11 protein-coding genes are annotated in these 11,331 nt (G+C 71.0%); 2 read left to right on the forward strand and 9 right to left on the reverse strand.

Features of this window, described 5'->3' with window-relative positions:
• Positions 1-43: 43 nt before the first annotated feature.
• The 8 genes from ACFWBQ_RS00725 to ACFWBQ_RS00760 all read right to left on the reverse strand — a co-directional run bounded on the left by ACFWBQ_RS00725 (position 44) and on the right by ACFWBQ_RS00760 (position 6,961).
• The gene (locus ACFWBQ_RS00725; RefSeq protein WP_385482431.1) at positions 44-841 is read right to left on the reverse strand and encodes a VOC family protein; all 798 of its coding nucleotides are present in this window, start codon (positions 839-841) and stop codon (positions 44-46) included.
• A 190-nt stretch (positions 842-1,031) separates the two neighbouring features.
• Positions 1,032-2,105 carry an LLM class flavin-dependent oxidoreductase gene (locus ACFWBQ_RS00730; RefSeq protein ID WP_385482434.1) on the reverse strand — a complete coding sequence of 358 codons (1,074 nt, stop codon included), beginning with the start codon at positions 2,103-2,105 and terminating at the stop codon, positions 1,032-1,034.
• Positions 2,106-2,110: 5 nt separating this feature from the next.
• Entirely contained in the window at positions 2,111-3,010 is a 900-nt protein-coding gene (locus tag ACFWBQ_RS00735) for an ABC transporter substrate-binding protein (RefSeq protein ID WP_385482437.1), read from the reverse strand.
• Complete coding sequence (locus tag ACFWBQ_RS00740; RefSeq protein ID WP_385482439.1) at positions 3,011-3,787, reverse strand: ABC transporter ATP-binding protein; 777 nt, start codon at positions 3,785-3,787, stop codon at positions 3,011-3,013.
• On the reverse strand, positions 3,784-4,623 hold the full coding sequence (locus ACFWBQ_RS00745) for an ABC transporter permease (RefSeq protein ID WP_385482442.1): 840 nt from the start codon (positions 4,621-4,623) through the stop codon (positions 3,784-3,786). Before ACFWBQ_RS00745 ends, ACFWBQ_RS00740 begins: the two co-directional genes overlap by 4 nt.
• Positions 4,620-5,633, reverse strand: coding sequence for an NrtA/SsuA/CpmA family ABC transporter substrate-binding protein (locus ACFWBQ_RS00750; protein WP_385482445.1), 1,014 nt, complete (start codon positions 5,631-5,633; stop codon positions 4,620-4,622). Before ACFWBQ_RS00750 ends, ACFWBQ_RS00745 begins: the two co-directional genes overlap by 4 nt.
• Complete coding sequence (locus ACFWBQ_RS00755) at positions 5,630-6,673, reverse strand: ABC transporter substrate-binding protein (RefSeq protein ID WP_385482447.1); 1,044 nt, start codon at positions 6,671-6,673, stop codon at positions 5,630-5,632. Before ACFWBQ_RS00755 ends, ACFWBQ_RS00750 begins: the two co-directional genes overlap by 4 nt.
• 177 nt (positions 6,674-6,850) lie before the next feature.
• Positions 6,851-6,961 carry a putative leader peptide gene (locus ACFWBQ_RS00760; RefSeq protein WP_385482449.1) on the reverse strand — a complete coding sequence of 37 codons (111 nt, stop codon included), beginning with the start codon at positions 6,959-6,961 and terminating at the stop codon, positions 6,851-6,853.
• A 197-nt stretch (positions 6,962-7,158) separates the two neighbouring features.
• Between ACFWBQ_RS00760 and ACFWBQ_RS00765 the strand changes: the two genes are divergently transcribed.
• Positions 7,159-7,941 (forward strand): IclR family transcriptional regulator, encoded by a 783-nt coding sequence (locus ACFWBQ_RS00765; protein WP_385482452.1) that lies wholly within the window; start codon positions 7,159-7,161, stop codon positions 7,939-7,941.
• 96 nt (positions 7,942-8,037) lie between these two features.
• The gene (locus ACFWBQ_RS00770) at positions 8,038-10,215 is read left to right on the forward strand and encodes a DEAD/DEAH box helicase (RefSeq protein WP_385482455.1); all 2,178 of its coding nucleotides are present in this window, start codon (positions 8,038-8,040) and stop codon (positions 10,213-10,215) included.
• A 10-nt stretch (positions 10,216-10,225) separates the two neighbouring features.
• Here ACFWBQ_RS00770 and ACFWBQ_RS00775 read toward each other — a convergent pair whose 3' ends face one another.
• Positions 10,226-11,215: a multicopper oxidase domain-containing protein gene (locus tag ACFWBQ_RS00775; protein WP_385482458.1), complete on the reverse strand. Its 990-nt coding sequence runs from the start codon at positions 11,213-11,215 to the stop codon at positions 10,226-10,228.
• Positions 11,216-11,331 lie beyond the last annotated feature (116 nt).

An 11,331-nucleotide genomic window follows, 5' to 3' on the forward strand; every position in this document is an offset into this window, starting at 1 on the left:
CGATAAACAAGTGATCAATGAACGATCAATGCACTCCCGCCGGTCAGCTCGGCGGCATCGGCGCCGGCTTGATCACCGCGAACGCCGCGCCCGCGGGATCGGCGAGATTGGCGATCCTGCCGACGTTCTCCACGTCCATCGGCGCCTGCGTCACCCTACCGCCCAGCCGTTTCGCCTCGGCGAGCGTCGCGTCGCAGTCCTCCACCGCGAAGTACGGCAGCCAGTGCGGCCCCGCGGCCGCCTCGCTGGGCACGTCGTCGATGGGCACGAGCCCGCCGAACGAGGAGTCGGCGCCTGCGCTGCCCGCGGGACGGACCATCGTGTAGGAGCCCTCGGGGAACGTCATGTCCTCGGTCTCCCATCCGAAGACCGTGTGGAAGAACGCGGCAGCTGCGGGTACATCCGGGGTGTAGAGCTCGGACCAGATCAGCGAACCCGGCTCCATGATCATGCCCAGGCCGGTGTTCGTGCCCGGCTGCCATACGCCGAAGTACGCCCCGGCGTTGTCCTTGAAACCGCCCATGCGGCCGTAGTCGAGCACGTCCATCGGAGGGAACGCCGCGGCCCCGCCGGCCTTCTCCACCGTCCGGGCGGTGGCATCCGCATCGGGAGTCTGGAAGTAGACGGACCAGGCGGGCTTTCCCTGGTCCTCGGGCACGGTCATGACGCCGGCGACCGTCCTGCCCCTCAGCTGATACATCCCGTAGCCACCGGTCTCGGGGCCGCCGGGCACCAGCTCCCAGCCGAAGAGGCCCTGGTAGAAGGCCGTGGCCGCGTCGAGGTCGGGTGTGCCGAGGTCGGTCCAGTTGGGGGCGCCGGTGACGAAACTGGGGTCGAGCATGGTGTGCTCCTCGGGCGAGTCGCATGTCTCGCTCGCTCATCGTGCGGGCATTTCCCTGACCCACCGAGTCTTGCACCGGGCACCGACAACCGCAGCCCGCACAGGCCGGCCGGGTACCCGTCCCCGTAGCCCCGTCCCGTACGTGCCCGGCCGGACCGGCGAGTGCCCCCCGGTTCGGCCGGGCGTGGCGTCAGCGGGTGACGCCGAGCGCCGGAAGCACCGTCTCCGCCACCCGGTAGGCCTCCTCCAGCAGCGGATTCCCGGACAGGATGAAGGTGTCGACCCCCAGGTCCTCGAACTCCTTGAGGCGCTCGACGACCTGGGCTGTCGAACCGACGACCGCCGTGCCGGGGCCCGGCCGGAAGAGGCTCATGCCCGGCCACATGTTGGGGTGCGTCTCCAGTTCCCGCGCCCGGGCCGGAACCTTCCCGCCGTGCTGGCGGAACTGACGCTGCCAGCCCACCCCGTCCTCGCCGGCCCGGTCGCCGAGCTGACGGGCGTACGTCGCAGCGCTCGTGACGTCCAGCAGCCGGTCGGCTGCCGCCCATGCCTCGTCCTCCGTGTCGCGGACGATGAGGTGGAGACGCAGCCCGATGCGGAGGGTACGGCCGTACGAGGCCGCCCGCGCCCGGACCCGATCCAGCTTCTCCTTCAGCAGGTGCGGCGGTTCGCCCCAGGTGAGGAAGACGTCGACGTGCTCGGCCGCCATCTCGATGCCGGGGGCGGACGAGCCGCCGAACCAGAGCGGGATGTGCGGGTCCTGGACGGGCTTCAGCTCACGGAACGAGGCGCCCGCGTTCTTCAGGTCGTAGAAGCGGCCCTTGTGGTCGAAGACCTCTCCGGCCGTCAGCCGCTTCACGATCGACCAGTACTCGGCGCTGAGTTCGTACCGTTCGTCGTGCTCCACGTGGAGTCCGTACTCCTGCAGCGACTTCGTGGAGCCGTTGACGACGTTGAAGCGCAGCCGGCCGCCGAAGAGCTGGTCGAAGCTGAGCGCCATCTTGGCCAGCAGAGTGGGTGAGATGAGTCCGGGGTGGACCGCGAGCAGCGGCTTGAAGCGGGTGCTGGTGGAGGCGGCGAGGGCACTGCCCAGCGGCCAGACGTCGTACAGGTCGGTGGCGAGCAGGGCGCCGCTGTAACCGAGCTGTTCCACGGTTCCGGCGAGCCGGCTGAGGTAGCCGAGGTCGGCGGTCCGCCGGCCTTCCGGCTCCCAGGGGTAGGCGCCTTCGCGCGGGATGATGTACCAGAGGACTTCGCTCGCCATGCCGCTCAGGCCGCCTTCGGGCCGGAGGCAGCGGTGGCCGCGTGTGCCCGGGCGGTGGCGACACTGACCGGTCGCTCGATGAATCCGGTGCGGTGGAAGATGTCCGCGGCGTCCTGCTGTTCGGCGATGAACGCGTCGCTCACGGCCTCGATCCTCCACGGCAGGGCGCGCAGAGCGGTCTCCCAGTCGTCGGCGCTCCCGCCCAGGTCAGCGGCGGCGATCTCGGCAGCGGCACGGGGGTTGGCCGCCGCCCAGTCGTCCGCACGCCGGAGTGCGCGGGTGAGCGCCTCGATGATCTCCGGCCGGCTCTCGGCGAGCTCGCGCCGGGTGAAGAAGACGGACCGGTCGGTGATCACGTCGCCGGTGGCGACGAGGGTGCGCAGTCCGCCGATCCTGCGCGCGGCCGCCAGCTGGGGTCCCTGGGCGACCCATGCGGCGATGGCCCCGGAACGCAGCAGCTGTTCGCTGTCGTCGGTACTGCGGACCGCGGTGATGTCGTCGGCGTACGAGAGTCCGGCGTCGTCCAGTGCCTTGGCGATCAGATGGGTCTGCCAGGATCCGATCGCGAGGTGGACGGTCGCGCCCCTGAGGTCGGCGACCGTGCGGACCGGGCTGTCCACGGGGACGAGGACCGCGCCGTGGTCCGGGCGCGGGGCGGACACGGCGGTGTAGACGAGATCGTGGCCCGCTGCCTGGGCGGTGACCGGTGGGGTGGAGCCTGTGCCGCCGAAGTCGATGACGCCCTGGGTGAGGAGCTCGCCGGTGCGGACTCCGTTGGTGTACGGGTGGAAGGCGACCGTCTCGCCGAGAGCGGCCAGCTCCTCCTGGGCGATGCCGAGGCGGGAGAGGTGGTACAGGTGGAAGAGGGACGGATTGCTGCTGTGGACACCGATGGTGATGGTCATTCAGATCACTCCGACTTCGGCAGGGGCGGGGGAAGGTGACGGCGAGGGGGAGAGCGGTGGAGCGGCGGGGGCGGCGTCGACCCCGAGGTCGTTCAGCAGCCGGCGGCGCAGTGCCGCGAACGCGGGATCGCCGGGGTCCCGCGGCCGGTCGACGTCGACGGTCTCGTCGGTGACGAGCCTCCCGTCGCGGAGCACGGCGACGCGGTCCGCGAGCCGTACCGCCTCGTCGACATCGTGGGTGACCAGGAGGACGGCGGGGCGGTGCTTGCGGCACAGCTCCCCCACCAGATCCTGCATCTTCAGCCGGGTCAGGGCGTCCAGCGCCGCGAACGGCTCGTCCAGCAGGAGCAGTTCGGGCTCCCGCACCAGCGCCCGGGCGAGCGCCACGCGCTGGGCCTCGCCGCCGGAGAGCGTGCCGGGCCAGGCGTCGGCGTGCCGTTCCAGGCCGACTTCGGCCAGGGCCCTGAGCCCGTGCGCGGAGCGGCTGCGCGGCAGGGCGACGGTCACATTGGCGAGGACCTTCTTGGACGGTACGAGGCGGGGCTCCTGGAAGACGATGGTGCGGACCTCGGGGACGAGCACCTCTCCCCCGTCGGCGCCGTCCAGTGCGCCCAGGATGCGGAGCAGGGTGGTCTTGCCGCTGCCGCTGGCACCCAGCAGGGCGACGAACTCACCCCGGGCGATGTCGAGCCGGAGATCGTCGAGCACGGCCCGGGTACCGAAGACCCGGCGCAGTCCGCGTACCCGTACGGCTGGTCGCTGTGTTCCGTCGGTCATCGTGTCCCTCCCTGCGGGGACCGCCAGGGCATCAGGACGCGCTCCAGCAGCCGTACGAGGATGTCCGCGGACAGGCCCAGGAGGCCGTAGATCAGGATGCAGACGGCGAGGATGTCGGTGCGGGCGTAGCTCTGGGCCTGCGACATCAGGTATCCGATGCCCGCGGTGGCGTTGATCTCCTCGGCGGCGATGAGGGCGATCACACTGAGCGTCATGGACAGACGCAGTCCGGCGAGGAGGGACGGCAGGGCTCCGGGCAGGACGACCTCCCGCACGATGGCGAGCCGGCTCATCCCGAAGCTGCGCATGGCCTCGACGAGTTTGGGGTCGGTGTTGCGCACGCCGCTCGACGTGGACACGTACATCGGGAACGTGGTGGCGACGGCGATGAGCAGGATCTTGGCGGTCTCGTTGATCCCGAACCAGACCATGAAGAGCGGGACCAGCGCGAGGAAGGGGATGGTGCGCAGGGTCTGGAGCGAGGAGTCGAGGAGCTCGTCGCCGAGCCGGGTGAATCCGGTGGTGATACCGAGGACCAGCCCGGCGGCGAGCCCGAGGAGCAGGCCGATCCCGGACCGGGTCAGGGAGGTGGTGAGCGCGTCGGGCAGCTGTCCGTTCCCCCACAGCTCCCCGACCGCTCGCAGCACTTGCGCGGGCGACGCCAGCACGTCGGGGGTGAGCACACCGGTGGCCGAGGCCACCCACCACAGGACGAGCAGAGCCACCGGTCCCAGCGCGCGGACGGTCAGGGCGAAGGAACGGCTGCGCGGTGTACGGAGTTGGGGTCGGGGGACGACCAGGCCCTCGGTGGCGGCCGCCTCGGAGACCGCGCTCACGTCAGCTTCTCGATGTCGAGAAGGTGCGCCGCGACATCGACCTGTCCCTTGGTGACCTTCTGCTCCGCGTAGAAGGCGGCGACGGCCTCGAAGCGTGCGATGTCCTCCGGGCCGATCGGGTCGACCGTGCCGCCCTTGGCGATGATCCCGGTCTGCACCTCCTCGGCCTTGCCGGTGACGGCGGTGGGGCCGACATCGGTGAAGACGTTCAGATAGGCGGCGGGATCCTTCTTCTGGCGGGCGCTGGCGTCGTGGAGGTACCCGTAGAGCGCCTTGACGATCTCGGGGTGCTTGTCGGCGAAGCCCGTACGCACCGCGTTCAGACTGTAGTTGTCGGAGCCGATGGCGGCGCCGTCGGCGACGAAGTGGGCCTTGCCGCTGCCGATCTCGGCCACGGCGTAGGTGGCCCAGACGGCCCAGGCGTCGACCTTGCCCGAGTTGAACACGGCGGCGGTCTGGTCGGGACGCAGATAGACCCGCTCCACCTTGCCGGCCGGGATGCCCGCCTTGGCGAGCGCCTTGAGCAGCAGGTACTCCCCGGTGCCGCCCTGGTTGACGGCGACCTTCTTCCCCACGAGATCGGCGACGGAACCGATGCCCGAACCGTTGCGGACAAGGATTCCCTCGCCCGCCGCGTCGGGGTCGACGGCGGTGAAGAACTTGAAGCCGGGGCGCTGGGAGAGCGAGGTGACACCCGAGGTGATGGAGCCGGTGGCGAAGTCGAGCTGGTCGGCGTTCATGGCCTGGGCGGCGGGCGCGAAGGGGCCCGCACTGCCGGTCCACTGCACCCTGGCGCCGACTTTGCCGAGGGCCTTGTCGAGGCTGCCGTCCTTCTTGCCGACGGCGAGGACTCCGGAGTTGCCGGGGTCGGGAATGCGCACGGTGACGGTGCTCGCGACGCCGGATCCGCTGTCGGCCTCGGACGTACCGCAGGCGCTGAGGGCGAGAAGGGCGGTGGCCGTGAGCAGTGCGGGCGCGATGGCTGTACGGACTGGTCGGTGCGGGTTCATGGTGACAGTGGTCCTCGGGGTTCGGGGATGGACGTGGGGACGGGGTGGAGCCGGGCGAGTGCGGCGGCCCGGCGCAGTGGCGCGGGGTCGGCCCACGCCGCGATGTCCACCGGCTCCGGGAGGAAGCCGTGGGCGCGCAGCGCGGTCTCCTGCTCGGCGAGCAGGGCAAGTCGCTCGGCCGACAGGTCGGGGTGCAGGGTGAGATGGGTACCGGGGCGGTAGGCGCCCGCAACTCCGTCGGCGCCCGCTCCGGTCTCGGCGCCGAGGATGCGGTCGACTTCGGCGGGCTGTCCGGTGGCCCAGTCGGCCGCTCTGAGCAGGACGGCGAGGAAGCGGTCGACGAGCTCGGGGTGGTCGTCCAGCAACTGCTGGTGGACCGTGATGGGGCGGGGCGTTCCGTTGTTGACGCGGAACCGGCGGTCGGGCAGCTCGTCAAGTTCCACAGCGACCTCGGCCCCTGTCCTGCGGGCTGCCTCGACGGCGAGAGCTCCCTTGACGTACACCGCGTCCACGTCGCCGCGCCGCAGCGAGTCGAGTTCGGCGGCCCACTGGCCTTCGTGGGTGCCGGCGGGCACGTCGATGAGCTCGGCGTCGTCCAGGGTCAGACCGGCGGAGCCGAGAGCGCCTTCGAATCCGCGGAGCGCCATGGCCCGCCAGAAGTCGATGGCGAGGCTGTGGGAGGGCACCGCAAGCCGCAGTCCGCGCAGGGCCTCGGCACCCCTGATCCCGGATCCGGGAGCGATCAGTACGGCCTGGCGTTCCTCGATCCAGGTCAGACCGATCAGCCGGGTCCGCTCACCTCGCGAACGGGCCCACAGGGCAGGCACGTTGCCGCCCTCGCGGAACAGTCCCGGCAGGGCGTGGGTGAAGTGGGCGGCACGGTCGGCGTCGGGGCCGGCGTCCTGGAGGGAGCGCACGGTGATGCCGTCGGAGGCGAACTCGTCGCTGAACCAGTGCCGGTCGGCAGCTATGCCGGTCGCGGTGGGTACGGGACAGCGGGTGAACCAGAGGGTCCTGGGCAGGACGGCGGAATGCGTCATGGATTCTTCCCGGAGGATCGGCGAAGCAGGAGGGCGCGCGGGCACGGCGTCCGGCACCGGCGCGGGCCGCGGCACCGCGGGGCGCGCTCCGGAAGGAACACCGGATGCGGCGGGGCGGGAGAGCGGTCTGCCGGTCGGCGGGGAGCGTCGGCGAAGGGAGCTGAGGAGCTGAGGTGGTCAGCGACAGGCAGCGCTGGAGACGCGCGCCAGGTCGATGTGACGGCGCAGCGTGAGGGCGAGCAGGACCGGAGCGGTGGTGCCCGGAGTGGTGGCGCGGGGGCCTGCCATGGCACTGCTCCTTTCCGTTCGCCGGTGGTGAGGGCTGCAGCCTGCCACGGGCCGGCCTTCGCTCACAACTGTCTTCCCATCATGTGGGATTGGTTATGAACAGAGTGTTTCATGACCGCGTTCGGCACCCTCTTCGCTCCCGTAATGTGGCAACCATGTGGGTCCCTTCCCCCTTCGCGAGCGGAAAGCGAGACGACATGACCGAGGCCGCTGCGGGGCGCGCACCCGGCGGAGCTCAGGCAGTGCTGCGTGCGCTGGACGTCCTGCACTGCTTCCACGACAACGGCCCCGATCTGAGCGCCTCCGACCTTGCCCGGCGACTGGAGCTTTCCGTCTCCACAGCCCACCGCCTGGCCCGTACCCTCCTCGGCGCCGCCTTTTTGGAACAGGACGCGCGCACGTCGCGCTACCGGCTGGGCCCCGCGGTGACCGAACTGGGCCGGCTCTCGTACCACCAGCGGGGGCTCCATCTGGCCGCCCCCGAGCTGACCGACCTGGCCGAGCGCACGGGGGCGACGGCCGACCTGGCGCTGCGCAGCGGCCCGCACGCCGTGATCGTCGCGGGCGGCTCGGTCACTCCGCATACGGGGCTGCGCAGGCCGCTGCACTCGACGGCCCTGGGCAAGGTCCTGCTGGCCTGGGCCCGGCCGGGCGAGAGCGGACCGGCCGCACTCCCGCCCCTGCGCGCCTTCACCGACCGTACGATCGTGGAACCCGTGTTGTTGCAGGCCGAGTTGGCACGCGTACGGACCGAGGCGTACGCGCTCAACGACGGTGAGTCGGCGCTCGGGGTGCGCACCCTGGCCGTCCCCGTGCTGGACGGCGCCGGCTACGCGCGCTTCGCGCTCGCCGTGCGCGCCACGCCGTCCGTGATCACGGACGAACGGACGGACTGGTTCCTGGATCAGGCCCGGTCCTGTGCGCGCGCGCTGGAGGTCCTGCTGTTGACGCCGGCCGAGCGCAGGCCGCCCGCCCCGTGATGGGCAACGCCGCCCCGTGCCCGTGCGACGATGGGACCCGCCCGGGAAGGCGACGGGCGCTCGGTCACGGAGGGGCTGCGGGACAGAAGGACGTACATGACACAGGCCGGACCCACGGGTGCTGACGCGCCCACGGGAAGAGCCGCCCGTGAGCTGATCGAGGACGCGGACCGGCTCCTCAGCACGGCCCGCGCGGTCCTGGACGACCACCTCCGGGCCGTCGATACCGCACGCATCGCACTGACCCCCCTTCTCGACTCCCTCGTGGACCGGGAGCTGGCCGGCATCCCCCTCGCCCGGCTCGGGGAAGTCACCGAGGGCCGGCTGCGGCTCGGCGCGCTGGAACAGGCCGGTTATCTGACGGTGGGCCAGGTACACGAAACCGGGCGATACGAGCTCCGCCAGATCCCCGGCGTCGGGGCGCAGACGGCGGACCGGGCCCTAGCAGCCACACGGCAGATCGCGCACGCGGTCCGGGACACCGTCGCCGTACGGATAGACGTGGACGCCTCGGACGCGGCCACAACCGCGCTGCTCATCGCCCTGCACCGGCTCGTCGAGGCGGGTCCCGACGTGCGCCGGGCGACGACCGCCGCCCGGCGGCTCGTCACGGAGCTGGAACCGTCGCTCGCGGCAGCCGCACCGGCGCGCAGCCGGCTGCGCATGCTGTTCACGGGACGGGCGGCCCGTGCAGAGGTGCTGGCCGCCGTCACCTCCGTACGGACCGCCGTGGACGAGGCGGCCACGCGCGGACTCCCACTGCTGTTCGGACAGGTGTCCGTCGATCTGCTGCGCGGACCTGCGTCCGAGGCCGAGGCATGGGTCGATTTCGAGCTGCGGTCGGCCGAGTACTACAGCCTGCTCGCAGAGATGTCCGCCGCCGGACCCGACCGGGACGCCGCCGAGGGTTTCCTGCCGACCGGAATCGCGGACCGGGTGCGCGGGCTGCGACTCGACGACACACATCTTCGGGTGTCGCTGCGCGGCTACCAGTCCTTCGGTGCACGCTTCGCCCTCGCCCAGAAGCGGGTGATCCTCGGGGACGAGATGGGGCTCGGCAAGACGGTGCAGGCCATCGCGGTGCTGGCCCATCTCGCAGCGCGGGACGAGACCCACTTCCTGGTGGTGTGCCCGGCGAGCGTGCTGATCAACTGGAGCCGGGAGATCCGTGCCCGTTCCACTCTGCGGGCCGTGCCGGTACACGGCCCCGAGCGGCAGGACGCGTTCGCCGAGTGGCGCGAGAAGGGCGGCGTCGCCCTGACCACGTTCGACGCGCTGCACACCCTGCCCGAGGGACCGGCCTGCGGGATCCGGCCCGGCATGGTGGTGGTCGACGAGGCGCACTTCGTGAAGAATCCCGCCACCCGGCGCTCCCGTGCCGTGACCGGCTGGACGGGGCACACCGAACGGGTTCTGTTCCTCACCGGCACCCCCATGGAGAACCGGGTGGAGGAGTTCCGGAGCCTCGTGCGCCAACTGCGGCCCGAACTGGCGCCGTCCGTGACGACCACGCACGGCGTCGCCGGTTCGCACGCCTTCCGCAGGGCTGTCGCTCCCGCCTACCTGCGGCGGAATCAGGAGGATGTCCTGAGCGAACTCCCCGCGCTGGTCCAGGCCGACGAGTGGGAGGAGTTCTCCGACGGCGATCTCGAGGCGTACCGCGAGGCGGTCGCCGCCGGGCACTTCATGCGGATGCGCCGTGCCGCGTACGCCCGCCCGGAGACGTCGGCGAAGCTGAATCGGCTGTGCGAGCTGGTCACGGAGGCCGAGGACAACGGGCTCAAGGTCGTCGTGTTCTCGTACTTCCGCGAAGTGCTCCGGACTGTCAGGGAAGCTCTGGGCAGTGGTGTGCTCGGTCCGGTCTCCGGGAGCCAGCCGGCCGCGCGCCGGCAGGAACTGGTCGACGCGTTCGGCGCGGCGGACGGGCATGCCGTCCTGCTGAGCCAGATCCAGGCCGGCGGCGTAGGGCTGAACATGCAGGCGGCCTCGGTGGTCATCCTGTGCGAACCGCAGATCAAGCCCACGATGGAGCACCAGGCCGTGGCCCGGGCCCACCGCATGGGGCAGATACGGACGGTCCAGGTGCACCGGCTGCTCGCGGCCGACAGCGTCGACCAGCGCATGCTGGAGATCCTTGCGCGCAAGGACCGCCTCTTCGACGCGTACGCACGGCGCAGCGATGTCGCCGAGGCGACGCCCGATGCCGTCGATGTGTCGGACGGGGCGCTCGCCCGGCGCATCGTCGAGGAGGAGCAGCGGCGGCTGACGGTGTGAGGCTGTCGGCTCAGTGCGTGTGGGCGTCCGCCGCGCCGGCCGCGTGGTGCGGCGGGTCGTAGCCGGGGACCGTGCCGTCCGCCTTGGCGACCAGGAGCAGTCCGGCCATTCCCCTGTCGGAGTGGCTCTGGACGTGGCAGTGGTACATCCAGGCGCCCGCCCCCACGTGTTCGCCCGCGATGATCTGGAAGCCGAACGAGTCGGCGGGTCCGCAGATCTTCGTGTCGATGACCCTGCTGGGGTCGTGGGGGCCGGTGAGCAGCCCGGTTCTGTTGTCCGCCCAGCGATGCCCGTGGATGTGGAACGTGTGGTAGTACTCGCCGTGCGTGATCATCACGACCTCGACCCGGTCGCCCACCGTGGCCTCGAAGTTCGGGCTGTCGTGGGCGGCCTTGTTGTTGATCGTCATGTCGTTGAAGACGATCGCGATCGTCTTGTCCGGCAGGACGTCTCCCTCGCGCCGGACGACGACGGGCCCGTAGAGCCCCTTGCGGATGCCGCCCGTGCCGTGATCCGTGCCGACGACATGGTCGTGGTAGTGCCAGTAGCCCGCGCTGCCCGCCTGCCAGGTGCCGTCCTTCCTGCGGCCCGGGGCGTGGGTGCGCCAGGTGTACGTACGGGTGCCGCCCGGTTCGACATGGCTCCGGTTCAGGCGGGTGCCGTCGCTGGCGATGTCGTAGTCGACGCCGTGGACGTGGAGGCTGGCATCCATGTCCGTGGTGTTCTCGAACTCGATGTGCAGGGTGTCGCCCTCGGTGATCTCGATGAGCGGTCCGGGGATCGACGCCTTGCCCTTCTCGAAGCCGTATCCCAACGAGCCGTCCGCCAGTTTCTCGGCGTACAGCTTGAGATGCCGGACCGCTCCTCCCGCCGGAGCGGTCCTCGGCGGGTTCTCCGCCGAACTCGCCTGCACCGCGCCGAGCGACATCGATGTCACCCCGGTCGCCGCCGCCACACCGCCGCCCACCAGCATCCGCCGGTTGAAGGTCCTTCGGTCCATGTCGAACTCCCCACTGCGATACGGAAACTGACGCACTGTTCCCCGGGACGGCCCACACCGTAGCCGCGGGAACCGCGTTTATCCACACTCAGGACAAAGTTAGTTCGAATGCTGCC

Source organism: Streptomyces sp. NPDC060035 (assembly GCF_042736635.1).
GTDB lineage: Bacteria > Actinomycetota > Actinomycetes > Streptomycetales > Streptomycetaceae > Streptomyces.

Coding starts and splice junctions, on each gene's coding strand:
- ACFWBQ_RS00725 (WP_385482431.1), bottom strand. CDS start 841: ATGCTCGACCCCAGTTTCGTCACCGGCGCCCCCAACTGGACCGACCTC.
- ACFWBQ_RS00730 (WP_385482434.1), bottom strand. CDS start 2,105: ATGGCGAGCGAAGTCCTCTGGTACATCATCCCGCGCGAAGGCGCCTAC.
- ACFWBQ_RS00735 (WP_385482437.1), bottom strand. CDS start 3,010: ATGACCATCACCATCGGTGTCCACAGCAGCAATCCGTCCCTCTTCCAC.
- ACFWBQ_RS00740 (WP_385482439.1), bottom strand. CDS start 3,787: ATGACCGACGGAACACAGCGACCAGCCGTACGGGTACGCGGACTGCGC.
- ACFWBQ_RS00750 (WP_385482445.1), bottom strand. CDS start 5,633: ATGAACCCGCACCGACCAGTCCGTACAGCCATCGCGCCCGCACTGCTC.
- ACFWBQ_RS00755 (WP_385482447.1), bottom strand. CDS start 6,673: ATGACGCATTCCGCCGTCCTGCCCAGGACCCTCTGGTTCACCCGCTGT.
- ACFWBQ_RS00760 (WP_385482449.1), bottom strand. CDS start 6,961: ATGGCAGGCCCCCGCGCCACCACTCCGGGCACCACCGCTCCGGTCCTG.
- ACFWBQ_RS00765 (WP_385482452.1), top strand. CDS start 7,159: ATGACCGAGGCCGCTGCGGGGCGCGCACCCGGCGGAGCTCAGGCAGTG.
- ACFWBQ_RS00770 (WP_385482455.1), top strand. CDS start 8,038: ATGACACAGGCCGGACCCACGGGTGCTGACGCGCCCACGGGAAGAGCC.
- ACFWBQ_RS00775 (WP_385482458.1), bottom strand. CDS start 11,215: ATGGACCGAAGGACCTTCAACCGGCGGATGCTGGTGGGCGGCGGTGTG.